Origin of the sequence: Thermus sp. (assembly GCF_039793865.1) — a bacterium.
In the GTDB taxonomy this organism is placed as follows: Bacteria; Deinococcota; Deinococci; order Deinococcales; family Thermaceae; genus Thermus.
In genome coordinates this window covers 1-18,991 of sequence record NZ_JBAMMI010000068.1, presented here as the reverse complement: position 1 = coordinate 18,991, position 18,991 = coordinate 1, and the positions used below count along the sequence as shown (strand labels likewise).

At 69.0% G+C, this 18,991-nt stretch carries 21 protein-coding genes, 3 tRNA genes and 1 pseudogene; 15 read left to right on the top strand and 10 right to left on the bottom strand.

What is annotated here, in order from left to right; genetic code table 11:
- Positions 1-31 precede the first annotated feature (31 nt).
- From carB to ABJK26_RS06475, 8 genes are read left to right on the top strand one after another with little or no spacing between them, the layout of a single operon-like run.
- Positions 32-3,121 (top strand): carbamoyl-phosphate synthase large subunit, encoded by a 3,090-nt coding sequence (gene carB, locus ABJK26_RS06510; RefSeq protein ID WP_347241473.1) that lies wholly within the window; start codon positions 32-34, stop codon positions 3,119-3,121.
- Complete coding sequence (locus tag ABJK26_RS06505; RefSeq protein WP_347241472.1) at positions 3,118-3,447, top strand: cyclic-di-AMP receptor; 330 nt, start codon at positions 3,118-3,120, stop codon at positions 3,445-3,447. Before carB ends, ABJK26_RS06505 begins: the two co-directional genes overlap by 4 nt.
- Positions 3,444-4,301: a thioredoxin domain-containing protein gene (locus tag ABJK26_RS06500; protein ID WP_347241471.1), complete on the top strand. Its 858-nt coding sequence runs from the start codon at positions 3,444-3,446 to the stop codon at positions 4,299-4,301. The genes ABJK26_RS06505 and ABJK26_RS06500 overlap by 4 nt, the downstream gene beginning before the upstream one ends.
- Positions 4,302-4,311: 10 nt before the next feature.
- On the top strand, positions 4,312-5,076 hold the full coding sequence (locus tag ABJK26_RS06495; protein WP_347241470.1) for a methyltransferase domain-containing protein: 765 nt from the start codon (positions 4,312-4,314) through the stop codon (positions 5,074-5,076).
- A complete protein-coding gene (locus ABJK26_RS06490; protein ID WP_347241469.1) occupies positions 5,061-6,608 on the top strand; it encodes an NFACT family protein in 1,548 nt (515 codons plus the stop codon). The genes ABJK26_RS06495 and ABJK26_RS06490 overlap by 16 nt, the downstream gene beginning before the upstream one ends.
- Before the next feature lie 23 nt (positions 6,609-6,631).
- Positions 6,632-6,982, top strand: a complete 351-nt coding sequence (gene panD / locus ABJK26_RS06485; protein WP_347241482.1) for an aspartate 1-decarboxylase — start codon at positions 6,632-6,634, stop codon at positions 6,980-6,982.
- A complete protein-coding gene (gene mqnP / locus ABJK26_RS06480) occupies positions 6,979-7,845 on the top strand; it encodes a menaquinone biosynthesis prenyltransferase MqnP (protein WP_347241468.1) in 867 nt (288 codons plus the stop codon). The genes panD and mqnP overlap by 4 nt, the downstream gene beginning before the upstream one ends.
- 9 nt (positions 7,846-7,854) lie before the next feature.
- On the top strand, positions 7,855-8,445 hold the full coding sequence (locus ABJK26_RS06475) for a TIGR01440 family protein (RefSeq protein ID WP_347241467.1): 591 nt from the start codon (positions 7,855-7,857) through the stop codon (positions 8,443-8,445).
- Here the strand turns inward: ABJK26_RS06475 and ABJK26_RS06470 are convergent.
- Positions 8,408-9,466 carry an aminotransferase class V-fold PLP-dependent enzyme gene (locus ABJK26_RS06470; protein ID WP_347241466.1) on the bottom strand — a complete coding sequence of 353 codons (1,059 nt, stop codon included), beginning with the start codon at positions 9,464-9,466 and terminating at the stop codon, positions 8,408-8,410. The genes ABJK26_RS06475 and ABJK26_RS06470 overlap by 38 nt on opposite strands.
- Positions 9,467-9,513: 47 nt before the next feature.
- On the opposite strand from ABJK26_RS06470, the gene ABJK26_RS06465 reads away from it, so the two are divergent.
- The gene (locus tag ABJK26_RS06465; protein WP_347241465.1) at positions 9,514-10,335 is read left to right on the top strand and encodes a hypothetical protein; all 822 of its coding nucleotides are present in this window, start codon (positions 9,514-9,516) and stop codon (positions 10,333-10,335) included.
- On the opposite strand, the gene mscL is transcribed toward ABJK26_RS06465, so the two are convergent.
- The 4 genes from mscL to ABJK26_RS06445 all read right to left on the bottom strand — a co-directional run bounded on the left by mscL (position 10,319) and on the right by ABJK26_RS06445 (position 11,002).
- Positions 10,319-10,681, bottom strand: a complete 363-nt coding sequence (mscL, locus tag ABJK26_RS06460) for a large conductance mechanosensitive channel protein MscL (RefSeq protein WP_347241464.1) — start codon at positions 10,679-10,681, stop codon at positions 10,319-10,321. The genes ABJK26_RS06465 and mscL overlap by 17 nt on opposite strands.
- Before the next feature lie 57 nt (positions 10,682-10,738).
- Positions 10,739-10,814, bottom strand: a tRNA-Arg gene (locus ABJK26_RS06455).
- A 34-nt stretch (positions 10,815-10,848) separates the two neighbouring features.
- Positions 10,849-10,924: transfer RNA gene (locus ABJK26_RS06450), tRNA-Gly, on the bottom strand.
- A gap of 1 nt (position 10,925) precedes the next feature.
- Positions 10,926-11,002: transfer RNA gene (locus ABJK26_RS06445), tRNA-Pro, on the bottom strand.
- Between the two features lie 71 nt (positions 11,003-11,073).
- Here ABJK26_RS06445 and tatA point away from each other — a divergent pair.
- A complete protein-coding gene (gene tatA, locus ABJK26_RS06440; protein ID WP_347241463.1) occupies positions 11,074-11,238 on the top strand; it encodes a twin-arginine translocase TatA/TatE family subunit in 165 nt (54 codons plus the stop codon).
- Here tatA and ABJK26_RS06435 read toward each other — a convergent pair.
- The 4 genes from ABJK26_RS06435 to hslV form a co-directional block, all read right to left on the bottom strand.
- Positions 11,228-11,965 (bottom strand): formate dehydrogenase accessory sulfurtransferase FdhD, encoded by a 738-nt coding sequence (locus tag ABJK26_RS06435; protein WP_347241462.1) that lies wholly within the window; start codon positions 11,963-11,965, stop codon positions 11,228-11,230. The two genes, tatA and ABJK26_RS06435, sit on opposite strands and share 11 nt — an antisense overlap.
- A gap of 63 nt (positions 11,966-12,028) precedes the next feature.
- A complete protein-coding gene (locus ABJK26_RS06430; RefSeq protein ID WP_347241461.1) occupies positions 12,029-13,093 on the bottom strand; it encodes a tetratricopeptide repeat protein in 1,065 nt (354 codons plus the stop codon).
- Positions 13,094-13,102: 9 nt separating this feature from the next.
- The gene (locus ABJK26_RS06425; RefSeq protein WP_347241460.1) at positions 13,103-14,353 is read right to left on the bottom strand and encodes an ATP-dependent protease ATPase subunit HslU; all 1,251 of its coding nucleotides are present in this window, start codon (positions 14,351-14,353) and stop codon (positions 13,103-13,105) included.
- The gene (hslV, locus tag ABJK26_RS06420; protein WP_347241459.1) at positions 14,350-14,916 is read right to left on the bottom strand and encodes an ATP-dependent protease subunit HslV; all 567 of its coding nucleotides are present in this window, start codon (positions 14,914-14,916) and stop codon (positions 14,350-14,352) included. The genes ABJK26_RS06425 and hslV overlap by 4 nt, the downstream gene beginning before the upstream one ends.
- A 391-nt stretch (positions 14,917-15,307) precedes the next feature.
- On the opposite strand from hslV, the gene ABJK26_RS06415 reads away from it, so the two are divergent.
- From ABJK26_RS06415 to ABJK26_RS06395, 5 genes are read left to right on the top strand one after another with little or no spacing between them, the layout of a single operon-like run.
- Positions 15,308-16,702 (top strand): sigma 54-interacting transcriptional regulator, encoded by a 1,395-nt coding sequence (locus ABJK26_RS06415; protein WP_347241458.1) that lies wholly within the window; start codon positions 15,308-15,310, stop codon positions 16,700-16,702.
- Positions 16,692-16,994: a nucleotidyltransferase domain-containing protein gene (locus tag ABJK26_RS06410; RefSeq protein WP_347241457.1), complete on the top strand. Its 303-nt coding sequence runs from the start codon at positions 16,692-16,694 to the stop codon at positions 16,992-16,994. The genes ABJK26_RS06415 and ABJK26_RS06410 overlap by 11 nt, the downstream gene beginning before the upstream one ends.
- Entirely contained in the window at positions 16,979-17,365 is a 387-nt protein-coding gene (locus ABJK26_RS06405) for an HI0074 family nucleotidyltransferase substrate-binding subunit (protein ID WP_347241455.1), read from the top strand. The genes ABJK26_RS06410 and ABJK26_RS06405 overlap by 16 nt, the downstream gene beginning before the upstream one ends.
- Entirely contained in the window at positions 17,362-18,585 is a 1,224-nt protein-coding gene (locus ABJK26_RS06400) for a VWA domain-containing protein (protein ID WP_347241454.1), read from the top strand. Before ABJK26_RS06405 ends, ABJK26_RS06400 begins: the two co-directional genes overlap by 4 nt.
- The gene (locus ABJK26_RS06395; protein ID WP_347241453.1) at positions 18,585-18,830 is read left to right on the top strand and encodes a hypothetical protein; all 246 of its coding nucleotides are present in this window, start codon (positions 18,585-18,587) and stop codon (positions 18,828-18,830) included. The genes ABJK26_RS06400 and ABJK26_RS06395 overlap by 1 nt, the downstream gene beginning before the upstream one ends.
- Here ABJK26_RS06395 and ABJK26_RS06390 read toward each other — a convergent pair.
- Positions 18,802-18,991: pseudogene (locus ABJK26_RS06390) on the bottom strand (hypothetical protein); the annotation flags it as partial. The gene ABJK26_RS06395 and the pseudogene ABJK26_RS06390 sit on opposite strands and share 29 nt — an antisense overlap.

Below are 18,991 nucleotides of genomic sequence, written 5' to 3'. Positions count from 1 at the left end.
TCTTGTGCTAAGCTCATCCCTCGGGTACGCGATGCCGCCGAGAAGAGACCTCAAGAAAATCCTCATCGTCGGTTCCGGGCCCATCACCATCGGGCAGGCCGCGGAGTTTGACTACTCGGGCACCCAGGCGGTGAAGGCCTTAAGGGGGGCGGGGTACGAGGTGGTCCTGGTGAACTCCAACCCCGCCACCATCATGACCGACCCCGAGCTCGCCGAGCGCACCTACATCGAGCCCCTCACCCTAGATTCCCTGGAGAAGATCCTGGCCAAGGAGGCCCCCGACGCCCTCCTCCCCACCCTGGGGGGGCAGACCGCCCTCAACCTGGCCATGGCCCTCCACGAGGAGGGCATCCTGCAAAAGTATGGTGTGGAGCTCATCGGGGCCAAGGCCGAGGCCATCCGGAAGGGGGAGGACCGGGAAGAGTTCCAGAAGGCCATGCGGCGGATCGGCCTCGAGGTGCCCCGGGGCCGGATGGTGGGGAGCGTGGAGGAAGGCCTCCGCTTCGCCCGGGAGGTGGGCTTCCCCGTGGTGGTGCGCCCCTCCTTCACCCTGGGGGGCACAGGAGGCGGCATCGCCAAGGACGAGGCGGAGCTAAAGGAGGTCCTGGGGCGGGGCCTCCTCCTCTCCCCCGTGCACACCGCCTTGGTGGAGGAGTCGGTCCTAGGCTGGAAGGAGTTTGAGCTTGAGGTGATGCGGGACCACGCCGACACCGTGGTCATCATCACCAGCATCGAAAACCTGGACCCCATGGGGGTCCACACCGGGGACTCCATCACCGTGGCCCCGGCCCAGACCCTCTCCGACGCCGAGTACCAGCGCATGCGGGACGCCGCCAAGGCCATCATCCGGGAGATCGGGGTGGAGACGGGGGGGTCCAACATCCAGTTCGCCCTCCACCCCAAGACGGGGCGGATGGTGGTCATCGAGATGAACCCCAGGGTCTCCCGCTCCTCGGCCCTCGCCTCCAAGGCCACGGGCTTCCCCATCGCCAAGATCGCCGCCCTCCTCGCCGTGGGCTACCGCTTAGACGAGCTTCCCAACGACATCACCCGCAAGACCCCGGCCTCCTTTGAGCCCACCATTGACTACGTGGTGGTGAAGATCCCCCGCTTCGCCTTTGAGAAGTTCCAGGACCTCCCGAACACCCTGGGGGGGCTAAGGGACGAGCTTTCCACCCAGATGAAAAGCGTGGGGGAGGTGATGGCCATGGGCCGCACCTTCAAGGAGGCCCTAAAGAAGGCCCTAAGGGGCCTGGAGCGGGACGTGAGGGCCCTCGCCGGGGTGAGGACGGAGGACCTGGAGAAGAAGCTCTACCCCAACCCCGACCGCATCTACGCCGTCATGGAGCTCCTTAGGCGGGGGATGCCCGTGGAGGAGCTCTACCAGGCCACCCAGATAGACCCCTGGTTCCTCCACCAGATGAAGGAGATCGTGGAGGCCGAGGAGTGGCTCAAGACCCACCCCCCCAAGGACCGGGAGGACTACCGCTTCTACAAGGCCCTGGGGCTTCCCGACCGGAGGATTGGGGAGCTTCTCGGGAAGAGCGAGAAGGCGGTGCGGGAGGAGAGGAAGGCCCTCGGGGTGGCGCCCGTCTACAAGACCGTGGACACCTGCGCCGCCGAGTTTGAGGCCTACACCCCCTACCACTACTCCACCTACGAGCTGGAGGACGAGGTCTGGCCCTCGGAGAAGCCCAAGGTGGTGATCCTGGGCTCGGGGCCCATAAGGATCGGCCAGGGGGTGGAGTTTGACTACGCCACGGTCCACGCCGTCTGGGCCCTGAAGGAGGCGGGGTTTGAGACCATCATGGTGAACTCCAACCCCGAGACGGTCTCCACCGACTACGACACCGCGGACCGCCTCTACTTTGAGCCCCTGACCCTGGAGGACGTCCTGAACCTGGTGGAGCACGAGAAGCCCCTGGGGGTCATCGCCACCCTGGGAGGGCAGACCCCCTTGAGGCTCGCCCGGGGCCTGGAGGAGGCCGGGGTGAGGCTCCTCGGCACCCCCTTTAGCGCCATCCACCTGGCGGAGGACCGGGAGGCCTTCCACGCCCTCTGCCAGAGGCTCGGCATCCCCCAGCCCGAGGGCCGGGTGGCCCAAAGCCCCGAGGAGGCCATGAGGCTCGCGGAGGAGGTGGGCTTTCCCCTCCTGGCGAGGCCGAGCTACGTCCTGGGCGGGCGGGCCATGCGGGTCCTCTGGAGCCCCGAGGACCTCGGGCGCTACCTGGAGGAGGTCTACGAGCCCCTCCAGGAGAAGCCCTCCATCCTCCTGGACCGGTACCTGGAAGGGGCCATAGAGCTGGACGTGGACGCCCTCTCCGACGGGGAGGAGGTGATGATCGCCGGGGTGATGGAGCACGTGGAACGGGCCGGGGTCCACTCCGGGGACTCGGCCACGATCCTCCCCCCGGTCCACGTGCCGGAAGAGGCCTTGCGCAAGGTGCGGGACTACACCCGAAGCCTGGCCTTAGGCCTTGGGGTGCGGGGGCTTCTCAACGTCCAGTACGCGGTGCTCGGGGAGGAGGTGTACGTCCTCGAGGCCAACCCCCGCGCGAGCCGCACCGTGCCCTTCGTGTCCAAGGCCATCGGGGTGCCCCTGGCCAAGCTCGCCGCCCTCGTGGCCGTGGGCAAGACCCTGAGGGAGCTCGGCGTCCGCGACCTGGACCCCACCCCGCCCTACTACGCGGTGAAGGAGGTGGTCATCCCCTGGATCAAGTTCCCCGGGGTCATCCCGGTCCTGGGGCCGGAGATGCGCTCCACCGGGGAGAGCATGGGGATAGACCGGGACCCCTACCTGGCCTACTACAAGGCGGAGCTTGGGGCCGGGCAGCGCCTTCCCCTCTCGGGCCGGGTGCGGTTCATCGGGGAGGGCCTGAAAGACCTCGTGGCCCTCTACCGGGAGGCGGGCTTCGCCCTCACCGAGGGGGAGGACTACGACCTCCTCATCAGCCTCGTCCCCCACCCCGAGCTCAGGCGGGCGGTGGAGCGGGGCCTCCCCTTCGTCACCACCCGGGAGGGGGCCTGGTGGAGCCTGAAGGCCATCCTGCGGGCAAGGGAAGGGAGCCTGGAGGCCCAGAGCCTGCAGGACTGGCACCGGGTGTACAATGAGCTTCAATGAAGCTGGTCATCGCCATCGTGCAGGACACGGACGCCCCCGGCCTCACCAAGGCCCTCTTGGAGCGGGGCCTCCAGTCCACCAAGCTCGCCTCCACCGGGGGGTTCTTGCGGGAGGGGAACACCACCCTCCTCATCGGCCTCGAGGACGACCGGGTGGAGGAAGTCCTGGACCTCATCCGGGAGAAGTGCCGCACCCGCACCCGCCTGGTGACCCGGGGCCTGCCCCTCTCCGAGGCCCCCGACCCCTTCCTGGCCCAGCCCGTGGAGGTGCAGGTGGGGGGAGCCGTGGTCTTCGTCCTGCCCGTGGAAGGGTTCTTCCGGGTATGAGGCCCTTCTGGCTCCTGCCCCTGGTGGGCCTCGCCCTGGCCCAGGTGGGAAGGCCGGTGGAGGAGTTCCAAAAGGCCCTGGGCCCTCTCCCCCCCGGGGCCCGGGTGGAGGTGGAGGCCAAGGGGGGACGCCTCCTCGCCGCACGCTACCTTGGCCCCGAGAACGCCCCCTTCCTGGCCCGCCTCCTGGAGAAGGCCACGGGGCTCGGGTACGGAGGGCCCTTCCTGGACTGGTACGGGAAGAACCGGGGAGCCCTTTGGGGAAGGCGCCTCACCCTGGGCCTGGGGGAGGAGTTCCTCCTGGAGCTCGCCCTGGGGGAGGAGGTCTCGGCCCGGGTGGCCCCGCGGGAGGTCCCGGAAGGGGCCTTCGGCCAGGACCGGCTGGTCCTGGGGGAGAAGGGGCCCTTCCTCCGGGTCTTCTCCGACTTCCAGTGCCCCTTCTGCCGGCGCCTGGCCCGGGAGGTGCTCCCGGCGCTGAAGGCCCGCGCGGCCCGGGGCGAGGTGCGGGTGAGCTACCGCCACTTTCCCCTGAAGGAGATCCACCCCGAGGCCCTCCCCGCGGCCATCGCCAGCGAGTGCGCCCACCGGCAGGGGGCCTTCTGGCCCTACCACGACCTCCTGATGGCGGGAAGGCTAGGGGACTACCTGGGCCTCGCCCGGGCCCTGGGCCTCGAGGAAGGGGCCTTCGCCCGCTGCCTCAAGGACCCCTCGGCCCAGGCCCCCGTGGAGGCGGACCGGGCCCTGGCCCTAAGGCTCGGCCTCCGGGGCACCCCCACGGTCTTCGCCGGGCCCTACCGGGTGCCGAACCCCTTTGACCTGGAAAGGGTGCTGGACTACCTGGAGCTCGCCCGCTAAAGTGGGCGGGATGGAAGGCGAGGTCTTCCTCCTCAAAGACGCCAAGGGCCGGGCCTTCCTGGTGCGCCTGAGGCCCCAGGGGGTCTTCCACCACCACCGGGGAACCGTGCCCCACGAGGCCATCCTCGAGGCGGGCCCAGGGGGGGTGGTGCGCACCCACCTGGGGGAGCCCCTTTCCGTGCACCGCCCCACCCTGGAGGAGTACGTCCTCCACATGAAAAGGAGCGCCACCCCCACCTACCCCAAGGACGCGGGCGCCATGGTGACCCTTTTGGACCTCGCCCCGGGGATGCGGGTCCTCGAGGCGGGCACGGGCTCGGGGGGCCTCACCCTCTTCCTGGCCCGGGCGGTGGGGGAAGGGGGCCGGGTGGACACCTACGAGAAGCGCCCCCACCACCTCCGGCAGGCCATGGAAAACATCCGCGCTTTCTGGAAGCTGGACAACATCCGCTTCCACCAGGAAGGCCTGGAGGAGGCCAAGCTCCCCCCTGAGGCCTACCACGGGGTGGCCCTGGACCTCATGGAGCCCTGGAAGGTGCTGGGAAAGGCGGTGGAGGCCCTCCTGCCCGACCGCTTCCTGGTGGCCTACCTGCCCAACATCACCCAGGTTCTGGAGCTGGTCCGAGAGGCGGAGAGGCTGCCCCTCTCCCTGGAGCGGGTCCTGGAGGTGGGGTGGAGGGAGTGGGAGATCCGGCTTCCCGTGGCCCACCCCCGCTTCCAGCAGGTGGGGCACACCGCCTTCCTGGTCTCTTTCAGGAAATGGAAGGTCTCCTGATCCACGCCGTCTTGCGGGCGCTCGGGAAGGAGCTCCCCGCCCTGAACCTGGGCCTGGCCTTCCCCGACGAGGGCACCCTGGCCGTCCTGCTCAAGGGGAGGACAGGGCGCCTTTTCAACCTGGTGCTCCGCTACCGCCCCCCCTCCCCGAGCCTGGTCCTGGAGGAGGGCCGCCTCGAGGGGGAGCCCAAGACCGCCTTCCAGCGGCAGCTCCACGCCCGGGTGAGGGGGCCCCTGGTGGGGGCGGAGCAGCCCAAGCTGGACCGGGTGGCCCTCTTCCGCTTCGCCGGGGAGAAGGGCTTCGTGGACACCCCTCCCGCAACCCTGGTCTTTGAGGCCACGGGCAGAAACGCCAACCTCCTCCTCCTGGACGAGGCGGGGCGGATCCTCGGGGTGGACCGGGTCATCACCAAGGAGGTGAACCGCTACCGGGAGCTCAAGCCCGGCCTCCCCTACACCCCCCCGCCCCCCTACGAGAAGCTGGACCCAAGGACGCTCACCGAGGAGGACCTCCGGGTCCTCCTGGGCAGGCCCCTCAAGGAGGTGATCCGGCACGTGGACGGGGTGGGGCAGGAGCTCATGCGGGAGCTGGCGAAAAGGGCGGGCTTAACCCCCGAGACCCCCCTGGACGAGGCGGGGCTCAGGAAGGTGCACCAGGCCCTAAAAAGCCTGGTGGAGGACCCCCTCCTGCGCACGGAGCTTTCCGAGGAGCTGAGGCGGCGCTTCGCCGAGGAGGAGAAGGAGGCCTTGAGGAAGCCCCTCCTCGAGGCCCTGGAAAGGGAGAGGCGGACCCTCCTCGCCCGCCTAGGGGACTACCAAAGGGCCCTGGAGCGGCTGGAAGAGGCGGAGGCCCTCAGGCAGAAGGCCGACCTCCTCCTCGCCAGGCTGAAGGAGGTACCCCGGGGGAAAGCGCAGGTGGTCCTGGAGGGCTTTGAGGGGAAGCCCGTGGAAATCCCCCTGGACCCCGCCCTCTCCCCCCAGGAGAACGCCCAAAAGCTCTACGAGCGGGCGAAGCGCCTGGAAGAGCTTGCGGAAAGGGCTTTGGACCTCATCCCCAAGACCGAGGCCCGGATCCGGGCCCTGGAGGAGGAGATGGCCCGGGTGCGGGAGGCCTCCCTGGAGGAGCTTCTCCGCCTTTCCCAAAGGCCCAGGAAAAAGGAGGCCAGGCTTGGCCTCCGCTACACCTCCCCCTCCGGCTTTCCCGTGCTGGTGGGGCGGAACGCCAAGGAGAACGACCTCCTCACCCGCCTCGCCCACTCGGAAGACCTCTGGTTCCACGCCCAGGGGGTGCCGGGAAGCCACGTGATCCTGAAGGCGGAGGGGAAGAACCCGCCCCTGGAGGACCTCCTCTTCGCCGCGAGGCTCGCCGCCTACCACTCTCGGGCCCGGGGGGAAAGGCAGGTGGCGGTGGACTACACCCGCAAGAAGCACGTCTGGCGGCCCAGGAAGGCCGCCCCAGGCCAGGTGCTCTACACCGGGGCCAAGACCCTCTTCGTGGAGGGCACCCTCCCGCAGGAGGCCTCGGAGGAGTAAACTCGGGCCTCGTGAGGCGCGTGATGTTCCACGCCAAGATCCACCGGGCCACCGTGACCCAGGCCGATCTCCACTACGTGGGCTCGGTGACGGTGGACCAGGACCTCCTGGAGGCCGCCGGGATCCTGCCTTTTGAGCAGGTGGACATCTACGACATCACCAACGGGGCGAGGCTCACCACCTACGCCCTCCCCGGGGAAAGGGGCTCGGGAGAGGTGAAGATCAACGGGGCCGCCGCCCACCTGGTGAAGCCGGGGGACCTGGTAATCCTCGTGGCCTACGGGGTATTTGACGAGGAGGAGGCGAGAAACCTCAAGCCCACCGTGGTCCTGGTGGACGAAAAGAACCGCATCCTCGAGGTCCGCAAAGGGTGAAGCGCCTTAGGCTCTACCTGGAGCTTGTCCGCTTTGAGCACACCCTCTTCGCCCTCCCCTTCGCCTACGCGGGGATGCTCCTCGCGGCGGGGGGGTGGCCGGGGTGGCGGACCTTCCTCCTCGTCACCCTGGCCATGGTGGGGGCGAGGACCATGGCCATGGCCCTGAACCGCCTCGTGGACTGGCGGCTGGACGCCCTGAACCCGAGGACCAAGGACCGCCACCTGCCAAGGGGCCTGGTGAAGCCCTGGGAGACCCTCTTCCTCGCCCTCTTCGGCCTCGCCCTTTTGGTCTACGCCGGGCTTCGCCTAAACCCCCTCACGGCGAAGCTCCTCCCCGTGGCCGTCTTCTTCCTCGCCTTCTACAGCTACACCAAGCGCTTCACCTGGCTCTGCCACTATGTTTTGGGGCTCACCATCGGGGCGGCGGCCGCAGGGGGTTGGATCGCCGTCACCGGGAGCTTCGCCCCCACGGCCTACTGGCTCTGGGCGGGGGTGGGGCTTTGGATCGCCGGGTTTGACATCCTCTACGCCACCCAGGACTACGCCTTTGACCGGGCCTATGGGGTAAAGAGCATCCCCGCCCGCTTCGGGATCCCCAAGGCCCTCGCCCTCGCCCGGGCCACCCACCTCCTCGCCTGGCTCGCCTTCCTGATGGCCGGGTTGAGCTACGGGGCGGGGCCCCTTTACCACCTGGGCCTCCTCCTGGTGGGGGGGCTTCTCGTCTTTGAGCACCGCCTGGTCTCCCCGGAGGACCTCTCCAAGGTGGAGGTGGCCTTCTTCCAGGCCAACGTGGGGGTGAGCCTGGGGATGTTCCTCTTCATCGTGTTGGACCTCCTTCTGGGCCAGGCGCCCCCGGGGTAGGCTGAGGGCATGGAGGGGATCCGCAAGGCGGCCGAGCGGGCCATCCTGGAGTTCCTGGACCTCTTCCCCATGGGGGGAGGAAGCCTCTTCGTCCTGGGAGGGTCCACCAGCGAGGTCCTGGGGGAAAAGGTGGGGACGAGGCCGAGCCTCGAGGCGGCCCACGCCCTCCTAGAGGGCCTCCTCCCGCCCCTCCTGGAAAGGGGGGTGCACGTGGCGGTGCAGGCCTGCGAGCACCTGAACCGGGCCCTGGTGGTGGAAAGGGAAACGGCCCGGGCCTACGGCCTGGAGGAGGTCACCGTCTTCCCCCACCCCAAGGCGGGGGGGGCCTTGGCCACGGCGGCTTTCCTGCGCTTTAAGGACCCGGTGGTGGTGGAGTCCCTTAGGGCCCAGGCCCACGGGGGGATGGACGTGGGCGGGGTCCTCATCGGCATGCACCTCCGCCCCGTGGCCGTGCCCCTGAGGCTTTCCCTGCGGAGGATCGGCGAGGCGGTGCTCCTCGCCGCCAAAACCCGGCCCAAGCTCGTGGGCGGGGCCCGGGCGGTCTACACCCGGGAGGAGATGCTCAAGAAGCTGGAAGAATTTCTTCCAAAACCTCCCTGAACATGGCGGCCACCCCCAGGGCCTCGTAGCGGTCGTAGGCCCCCATGAGGGAGAGGCGGAAGACCCTCCCCTTCAAGGGCCCCTGCCCCCCGGCGATGACCGCCCCCCTTCTCGCGAAGGCCTCCTTCACCCGGGCGTAGGGAACCCCCTCCGGCAGGTAGAAGGCGGCCACCGCGGGGCTTTTCTCCTCGGGGACGGGCCTAAGGCCCCCTTCCTCCCCCACCCGGTAGAGGAGGGCGTTCTGCCAGGCCTTGAGGGCGAGGTGGTCCTCCAGGCGGGGAAGGACCTCTTCCAAGACCGAGGCCACCGCCAGGACCAGGTTGATGGCCGGGGTCCAGGCGCTCTCCCCTTCCCTTTGGGCCTTGAGCTCCCGGGCGAGGTCCAGGTAGTAGCCCCTGGGCTTTAGGCGCTCCAGGGCCCTTGGGGCGAGGGCCACGAAGCCAAGGCCCGGGGGGCACATGAGGCCCTTCTGGCTTCCCGAGGCGGCAGCGTCCACCCCGAGGGCCTCGAGGGCCACCTCCCCCAGGAGGAGGCTCGTCACCATGTCCGCCCCCACCAGGCCCTCGGGATTCTTCTCCTTGAAGGCCCGGGCCAGGGCGGGAAGGTCGGCGAGGGCCCCGGTGGAGGTCTCCGAGTGGACGAGGAGGAGGCCCGCGTATCCCTCCTTGGCCACCTCCTCGGGGCGGGGCACCTGGCCATAGGGGAGGTCCAGGCGGTGGGCCTTAAGGCCCGCCTCCAGGGCGATCTCGTAAAAGCGCTCGGAGAACTTGCCGTATACGGGCACCAGGACCCTCTCCCCGGGGGCGAAGAGGTTCTTGACCAGGGCCTCCATGGCCAAGGTGCCGCTTCCCGTGAGGATCAGGACCTCGCCCTCGGTGCGGAAGGCCTCCTTGAGGAGGCCCCGGGCCCTCAAGAAGACCTCCCGGGCGGCCTCGGTGCGGTGGTGAAGCTGGGGCCGGGCGAGGGCCTCCAGGGCCTTGGGGTGCAGGCGCACGGGGCCGGGGGTGAGGAGCCAGTCCATGGGAGAAGTGTAGCGGAAAGGGGGCCCGGACGGGGTAGCCTAGGCGTGTGCGCTGGACCCTCCGCTTCCGCCCCCTTTCCGGCGGGGAGCACCTTCTCCCCCTGCCCCAGACCCTCCCTGGCCAGGAGGTGGGGGAGCTTGCCCTCTCCCATAGGCCCCTCGAGGCCTTTGAGGCCCGGGGCAACCTCCTCGCCCGCTTCGCCCTGGAGGAAGGGGAAACCCTAGAACTCCGCTTCCGGCTAAAGACCGCGCCCCTCCGCTCCAGCCCGCCCTGGCGGGAGGCCCTCCTGGAGGAGCCCCCGGAGGCCTGGCCCGGCATCCTCGCCCACCGGGGGCACCGGGTGGAGCGCGCCCTGGGCTTCCTCTTCACGGGGAGGCCCCACGCCTGGTACCTGGTGGACGGCACCCCCCTGGACCCCCTCCTCTTCCAGGCCCTGAGGGAAAACCCCGCCCTCCTCCTCCCCCTCGGGGTGGCCCCCGATCCCCGGCTCTACCTGGGGGGGCACGAGGGGCGAAGGCTCCTCCTCCTGAAGGCGCCCTGGCCCGGGGAGGACCCCCCTCTTTGGGAGGAGCTCAAGGCCCTCGGGCTAGACCCCCTCTCCCCCGCCCGGGCCCTGGCCTTTCTGAGCCTTGGGGCCTCCGCCCTGGGCCTTGCCACCGGGCCCTGGCCCTACCTCCCCTACCTCGCCCTCCTCGCCCTCCGGCAGGGCCCCGCCCTCAAGGACCTCCTCAAAAGAAGCCCCCGCCACGCCCTAGAAAGCCTCCTCTTCCACGCCTTCGCCCTCTCCGTGACCACAAACCCCAGGCCGGAGCTCGGCCTAGGGTACCTGGCCCTTTTCTTCTGGAACCGGCTCAGGCCTTCTTCCTGAGCTCCTCCAGTATCTCCCGGAGAAGCCTGACCTCCTCCGGAGGCGCTGTCTCGGCCTTCTTCTGCAAGCGGTTCTGCGCCGCCTGCATGGGCACCACCACCAGGAAGTAGATGGCCGCGCCCACGATGAGGAAGTTGAGGAGGGCGTTCAAGAACTTGCCCAGGGCGACGGGACCAAGTTTCATCCCCGAGAAATCCGGCGCCCCACCCAAGGCGCCGATGAGGGGGGTAATCACGTCCGCCACCAGACTGTTCACCACCTGGCCGAAGGCCGTGCCGACCACCACGGCCACCGCCAGATCCGCCCCATTCCCCCGCGTCAGAAAATCCTTCAAACCTTTCCACATAAATACCTCGGCAAAGGAGCCAGGGCTACACCCAAACCGACCAAGGGCCGTAAAAACTGGCGGGCCCGGAGGGACTTGAACCCCCGACCTACCGCTTAGAAGGCGGCTGCTCTGTCCGCTGAGCTACGGGCCCAAACCGTGGAGCCGGGGCAGAAGCCCCGGCCCTTTGGAGCGGGAGACGGGACTCGAACCCGCGACCCTCGGCTTGGAAGGCCGATGCTCTACCAACTGAGCTACTCCCGCGTGGTCGGGGCGGCCCGATTTGAACGGGCGACCCCCTGCTCCCAAAGCAGGTGCGCTACCGGCCTGCGCTACGCCCCGGAGGCCGTGGCCACCCAGAGGCCACGATAGCACCTCACCTTAGGAGGGTCAAGGCATGCTATCATGGCTCCATGCGCTTAGGACCCCTGGAGATCATCCTCATCCTCTTGGTCATCCTTCTCCTCTTCGGCGCCAAGAAGCTTCCCGAGCTGGCCCGGGGCATCGGCCAGTCGGCGCGGGAGTTCAAGAAGGGCCTGCAGGAGGGCGAGGAGAAGAAGGAAGAGCCTAGGGCCTGAAGGCCCCCTCGGGCACGGGCATCCCCCCGGGGGCGTAGAGGCGGTAGCCCGTGGGGCGCACGTAGGTCGCCAAGGCTAGACCGTACGCCCGTGCCAGCTCCACCGCCTGGGCCGTGGCCCCTGTCCGGCTCGCTAGGAGTACCGCCCCTATCCCAATGGCCTTGGCCACCATCTCCCGGCTCGCCCGCCCCGTGCTCGCCAAAAGCACCGGGGGCCTCACCCCCTCCAAGAGCATGTAGCCCGCTAACCGGTCCACGGCGTTGTGCCGCCCGATGTCCTCGTTCAGGTAAAGAAGCCGCCCCTCCAGGTCAAAAAGGCCCGCCCCGTGTATGCCCCGGCTCCTTGGGTAGGCCCGGGCTTCCGCCCGCAAGGTGGCCAAGAGGCGGAGGGGAAGGGCGGGGTCCAGGGGCACGGGAGGGAGGGGCGCAAGCCTGGGCTCCCCGTGGCGGAGGCCGGGGGTGCAGCCGCTGTCCCGCACCCCCAGGGCCTTCTCGGGCTCGTAGGGGAGGTCCACGAGGACCATCCCCTCCCCCACCCTGAGCCGCACCCCCTCCAGGCTCCAGAGAACCCCGCTCAGGAAGAGGTGGCCCACCGCCAAATAGACCTCCTCCCCAGGGGTGTAGGCAAGGGCCGTCCAGGGCCTGCCGTTCACCACGAGAAGGAGGCTTCCCTCCTCGGGGAGGGGGAAGTCCTCCGGGGTGAAGCTTCCCCGCTCAAAGCGCCACATGGACGCCTCCACCTTAGCCCAGAAAGGCCCAAACCCAAAGCCCCAAAGGAACAATGGGGGCCGCTAAAGCCTTCTCAAGACCTCCTCCGCCTCCTTATAGCCCGGCTTGAGCTTCAGGGCCTCTTGGCACTGGTAGCGGGCGCCCTCCTTGTCCCCCAGCTTCTCGTTGGCCAGGCAGAGGCTGTAGCGGTACTCCGCGCGCTTGGGCTCGAGGCGCACCGCCACCGTGAGGCGGCTCTTGGCCTTGGGGTAATCCCCAAGGGCCAAATAGACCTGGCCCAGGTAGTAGTAGGCGGCCGGGAAGCGCAAGGGGGCGAGGGTCACGGCGTTTTCCAGGGCCACCCCCGCCTCCTTCGCCCTCCCCAGGGCCCAGTAGGCCTGGCCCAGGGTGTACCAACCCTCGGCGTCCAAGGGCTTGAGCCTATGCCCCTCCTCCAATACCCGGGCCGCCTCCTCCGCCTTCCCCTTGAGGAGGAGGGCCGAGGCGTAACGCACCCGGAGGTCCGGGTCCTTGGGGGCTTGGGCCACCGCCTTGGCGTACTGGTCCAAGGCCTCGTCCAGGCGGCCCAGGGAGAGGTAAAGCTCGGCCAGGGCGGCCCGCACCCCGGGGCTGTCCTCCAGGGAAAGGGCCTTCTTGAAGGCCTCCTCCGCCCTGTCCGGCTGCCCCAGGAGGGCGTAGACCAGGCCCCGCTGGGCGAAGAGCGCCGGGTAGCGGGGGTTGACCTTCTCCGCGTCCCGCAGCACCGAAAGGGCCTGTTCCAGGTAGGCCTTCCCCTTCTCCCGGTCCTCCGAGGCCCGGTAGAGGGCCACGTAGGCCTCGGAGAGGACCATGTACCCCCCGATGTACCGGGGGTTCTTGGCCACCAGGCCCTTGGCGTTTTCCAGGGCGGGGTTCAGAAGGCCCATCTTCAGCTGGGCCCGGGCCAGCCAGTAGAGGGCGTCGGGGTTGGCGGGATTTTCCTTGGCCGCCCGCTCAAACAGGGCCAGGGCCGCCTCGTACCGCCCGAGGGCGTAAAGCTGCACCCCCATCTTCAGGGGGTCCTGCTGCACCTGCCCCGCCGGGGGCGGAGGGGTCTGGGCCAGGCCGGGAACCCCAAGCAAGCCAAAGGCGACAAGCAACCAGCGCATCTTTCCCTCCTAAAGGACAAACCGCGTTAGGTCCGGGGAAGCGAAGACCTCTTGAAGCCGCTTCTCCACGTAGGCCCGGGTGATCTCCACACGGCCCAGGTCGGTCTGGAAGCTCACCTCCTCCAGCACCCTTTCCAAAACCGTGGCGAGCCGCCTGGCCCCGATGTCCTCGAGGTCCTGGTTGGCCCGGTGGGCCGCCTGCGCGATGGCCCAGAGGGCCTCGTCCTCAAAGACGAGCTCGGTGCCGTCGGCCTTAAGGAGCTCCGTGTACTGCCGGATAAGGGAGTTCTCGGGCTCCTTGAGGATGCGGTAGAACTCCTCGGGGCCCAAGGGGGAAAGCTCCACCCTTATGGGAAACCGCCCCTGGAGCTCGGGGATCAGGTCCGAGGGCTTGGCCACGTGGAAGGCCCCGGCGGCGATGAAGAGGACGTGCTCCGTGGAGATGGGACCGATCCGCGTGGAGACCACGGTGCCCTCCACGATGGGCAGGAGGTCCCGCTGCACCCCCTCCCCCGAAACATCCGGGCCCACGGTACCTTCCCGGCGGGCCACCTTGTCGATCTCGTCGATGAAGACGATGCCCTCCTCCTGGGCGCGGCGCCTCGCCTCCTCCTTGAGCTCTTCTTTGTCTATGAGGCGCTCGGCGTGCTGGTTCTTCAGCACCTCCCGCGCCTCCCTCACCGTCATGCGGCGGCGGACCGGGCGCCTCGGGAGAAGGCCCTTGAGCATCTCCCCCATGCCCCCGAAGGCCTCGCCCCCCAGGACCCCCATGAAGGGGAGGGAAAGCTCCTCCTCCACCTGGACCTCCACGAGGTGGCCGTCCAGGCGGCCCGAGCGCACCTCGGCCAGGGGGGCGCGAAGCAGGGTGGCGAGCTCCTCCTCGGCGAAGGCCAGGGCCTTCTCCTCCACCTTCTTCTTCATCTCCTCCAGCACGAGCTGGTAGCTGGCCTCCGCCAGGTCGCGGACGATGGCGTCCACGTCCCGGCCCACGTACCCCACCTCGGTGAACTTGGTGGCCTCCACCTTCACAAAAGGCGCCCCGGCGAGGCGGGCAAGGCGGCGGGCGATCTCGGTCTTCCCCACCCCCGTGGGGCCAATCATGAGGATGTTTTTGGGGGTCACCTCCCGGGCCACCTCCGGGGGGAGCTTCTTGCGGCGGTAGCGGTTCCTCAAGGCCACGGCCACCGCCCGCTTGGCCGCCTCCTGGCCCACGATGTACTTGGAGAGCTCCCTTACGATCTCGGCGGGCGTCAGGTTCATGCTTCCCCCAGGGTGAGGACCGTCACCTGGCCCGAGGTGTAGAGGTCCACCTCGGCGGCGATCCTTAGGGCCTCCTCGGCGATCTCCTTGGCGGAAAGCCCCGTGTGGCGGTAAAGGGCCTTGGCGGCGGCGAGGGCGTAGGGGCCGCCCGAGCCCACCGCCAAAAGGGGCTCCTCCGGGGCGATCACCTCCCCGCTTCCCGAGAGGAGGACCATGCCCTCCCGGTCCGCGGCCACGATCATGGCCTGGAGGTGGCGGAGGACCCGGTCGGTGCGCCAAAGCTTAGCGGTTTCCACCGCCCCCTTCAGGAGGTTCCCCTTGGCCTCCTTGAGCCGCTCCTCAAAGCGCTCCAGGAGGGCCAAGGCGTCGGCCACACCCCCGGCGAAGCCCACCAGGACCCCCTCCCCCACCTCCAGCTTCCGCACCTTCACCGCCCCCCGCTTGAGCACGGTCTGGCCGAAGGTGACCTGGCCGTCCCCGGCGAGGGCGGTGACCCCGTCCTTGCGCACGGCCAGGATGGTGGTGCCGTGAATCTCCACGCCGCCAAGATACCCCCTAGGCATGAGAAGGGCGTTAGGCTAGGCGGCCAAGGACCTCCCGGGCCTCTCCCGCTCAAAGAGGACCCGCCCCTCCCCAAGGGCGGCCGGGACCACGCCAAACCCCTCCTTCAGGGCCTCCCTGGCCTCGGCCAAGGTGTACCACCCGGCGCACCCCTTCCGGGCACCTTTCGGGAAAGGGGAGAAGGGTGTTCCGGAGGAGTCGGCGTCGCTTCCCCCCGGGCCAGGGAGCCGAAGAGGACCACGGCGAGGGCCTCGAGGCGCTCCCCCAAGGCGCGGGCGGCCTGCACCGCCTTCCCCAAGGGAGCCTTGGGGTTAAAGCGGAAGGCCTGGGTCGTCATCCTAAGGAGACTCAAGGCACACACCCCCCTCCACCCCTTCCCCTAGACTGGTAAGGGTGAAGGCCAAGACCCTAGGCGAACTCAAGCGCACCTACCCCCTGGAAAAGCTTCGCCGCACCGTGAAGGACGAGGCCCGGGATAACCTCCGGGAGAAGCTAAGGCGCGGGGAGACGCTCTTTCCCGGCATCCACGGCTACGAGGACACGGTGATCCCCGCCCTGGTCCAGGCCATCCTGGCCAAGCAGAACTTCATCCTCCTCGGCACCCGGGGCCAGGCGAAAAGCCGCATCCTTAGAAGCCTCACAAGCCTCTTAGACGAGGAGGTCCCCGCCCTCGCCACGGAGCTCAGGGATAACCCCCTCTTTCCCATCTCTCCCGAGGGGAAGCGCCTTTTGGAGGAGGCCGGGGACGAAGCCCCGATCCTTTGGCTTGGCCGGGAGGAGCGCTACGTGGAAAAGCTTGCCACCCCCGACACCACCGTGGCCGACCTCCTCGGGGACATGGACCCCATCAAGGCGGCCAGGCGGGGCACGGGGATGGCGGACCTGGAGAGCATCCACTACGGCCTCCTGCCCCGGGCAAACCGGGGGATCTTCGCCGTGAACGAGCTCGCCGACCTCGCCCCCAAGGTGCAGGTGGCCCTCTTCAACATCCTCGAGGAAGGGGACGTCCAGATCCGGGGCTACCCCATCCGGCTTCCCCTAGACGTCTGGCTCGTCTTCACCGCCAACCCCCAGGACTACACCGCAAGGGGCCGGATCGTCACCCCCCTCAAGGACCGCATCGGGAGCGAGATCCGCACCCACTACCCCCGCTCCCTGGAGGAGGGGGCCCGGATCAGCGCCCAGGAGGCCTACGTGCCGGAGGGGGTCCTGGTCCCGGAGTGGGTGAGGCTTTCCGTAGAGGCCGTGGCCTTCGCCGCCCGGGAGGACCGCCGCGTGGACCAGACGGCGGGGGTCTCCCAGCGCCTCGCCATCAGCCTCTTGGAGGTGGTGGCGGCGAGCGCCGAGCGAAGGGCCCTCCTCCAGGGGGGAAGGCCCGTGGCGAGGCCTCTGGACCTCTACCAGGGGCTTCCCGCCATCACGGGGAAGCTGGAGCTGGAGTACGAAGGGGAGCTCCAGGGGGCGGAGAAGGTGGCCCGGGAGATCGTGCAGAAGGCTTTCGGGATGGTCCTCCCCCGCTACCGCATCAGGACCGAGCCCATCGTGGCCCACTTTGAGGCGGGAAACCTCCTCACCCTCCCCGAGGGGGACCTAGAGGAAGCCCTTAGGGCCATGGCCGGGGTCCCGGGGCTTCTGGAAGCGGCGAGGGCCCTCGCCGAGGGGGAGGAGCCCGAGGTCCTGCTTTCCGCCGGGGAGTTCGTCCTCGAGGGCCTCGTGGGGAGGAGGAAGCTCTCCCGGGGCGAGGCGAGCTACCAGGCGGCGGAGAGGCCGAGGAGCTATGGCAACTAGCCTGGAGCGGGACAAGGAGGCCGTCCTCGCCGCCTTAAGGCCCTTCCTCCAGGGGACGGGAACGAGGCTTTTCCTCTTCGGCTCCTTCGCCCGGGGAGAGGGGGGGCGGGCCTCCGACCTGGACCTCGCCCTCCTCTCGCCTATACCCCTCGCCCACCTCATGCCCCTCCTCCGGGAGGCCCTGGAGGAGGCCCCCGTGGTGCGGCGGGTGGACCTCGTGGACCTCGCCGAGGCCGAGCCCGCCTTCCGGGAACGGGTGCTCAGGGAGGGCGTCCTGTGGGCCGAGTTCTAGAACGGATCCAGGTCGCGGAGAAGGCCCTCGCCACGCTTAGAGAGCTCGCCTTCCTGCAGGACCCGAGCCCCGTTGAGCGGGACGCGGCCATCCAGCGCTTTGAGTACACCTTTGAGGCCTTGTGGAAGGCGCTTCAGGCCTACCTCCGGGAGGTGGAGGGGCTGGAGGGGGCAAGCCCCAAGGGGGTCATCCGCCTGGCCCGGGAGGCGGGGCTTTTGGGGGAGGAAGAGGCTCGCCTGGCCCTCGGCATGGCGGACGACCGCAACCTCACGGTCCACACGTACAACGAAGCCCTGGCCCGGGCCATCTTCTCGCGGCTTCCGGACTACGCCCGGCTCATGGAAAGGATCTTGAGGAGGTTGCAAAGATGAAGGCCATCCGCTACAGCCGCTACGAGGAAGGCCTGGAGGACCTCTCCCCCGAGGAGATCCTCTCCCTCCTAGAGGACTTCCTCCTGGACTCGGGGTTTTCCGACCCCTTCCAGCGCTACGACCCGGACCCGAGCCGCGCCCCCACCCTCGAGGACCTCTACGACGCCCTCCTCCAGGCCCTCCTCAAGAACGAGCTCGTCCCCGAGGACTGGCTAAAGGAGGCCCGCTTCGCCGACCGCAAGGAGGAAACCCGCCTCTACCAGGCCATCCAGGGGATGATCCAGAAGCTCAAGGAGGCGGGCTACCTCCGCCTTCCCGGGGAGGACCCCACGGACCCCGCCCAAGGGGGGTACCGGGGCGAGGCGGGGGAGGCCCGGTTTGAGCTCACGGAGAAGGCCTCGGACTTCCTGGGGCTAAAGAGCCTCCGGGAGCTCCTCGGGGCCCTAGGGCGGAACCCCCCGGGCCTCCACCCCACCCCCCACCACGCCCCCGGGGTGGAGAAGACGGGGGAGACCAAGGCCTGGGAGTGGGGGGACCCCCTGGACCTCAACGCCCCCGAGACCCTGAAGAAGGCGGCCCTCAAGGGCCTGGAGCGCCTTTCCCACGAGGACCTGGTCATAGACCTCGCCGAGTACACCGCCAGCATGAGCACCGTGGTCCTCCTGGACTGCTCCCACTCCATGATCCTCTACGGGGAGGACCGCTTCACCCCGGCCAAGAGGGTGGCCCTGGCCCTCGCCCACCTCATCCGCACCCAGTTCCCCGGCGACCGGGTCCGCTTCGTCCTCTTCCACGACACCGCCGAGGAGATCCCCCTCTCCAAGCTCCCCCTGGCCCAGGTGGGCCCCTACCACACCAACACCAAGGCGGGCCTGGAGCTCGCCCGCACCCTCCTCAAGAAGATGGGCGGGGAGATGAAGCAGATCATCCTCATCACCGACGGCAAGCCCTCGGCCTTAACCCTCCCGAGCGGGGAGATCTACAAAAACGCCTGGGGCCTGGACCCCCTGATCCTCGCCGAAACCCTGAAGGAGGCCACCCTGGCGAGGCGGGAGGGGATCCCCATCCACACCTTCATGCTGGCCCGGGAGTCCGAGCTTTTGGCCTTCGTGAAGAAGCTTTCCCAGATCACCCGGGGCAAGGCCTACCTCACCCACCCCGGCAACATCGGCCGCTACCTCCTCCTGGACTTCCTCAACAAGAAGGTGCGGAGGAACTGATGGCCCCCTTGCGCCTCGCCCTTCTCCTGGAGCGCCTGAGGCGCCCCCGGGTTTTCCCTAAGCCCATCCCCGCCCTGGTGCGGGAACACCACGAGGTGCGCGCCCCCCTCTCCCTAGACCTTCCCTACTACGCCGCCCGGGGCGAAAGGGGCTACGCCCTCGTCCCCTGGGACCGGTACATGGCGGAGGCGGAGGAGGTCCTGGAGCGGGCCGGGCTTAGCCAGTGGCCCTTTCCTGGGGCCTAAGCGCCTCGGCCAGGAAGGCGGCCATCACCCCGAGCATGAGGCCCAAGGCCACGGCCAGGGCGAGGAGGAGGCCCCGCTTAGGGGCCACCTTCTCGGCGGGGCCAGCACCGAGGCCCAGGCCTCCTGGTTGCTGGCGATTTGTCCCCATCAATACCCCGTAG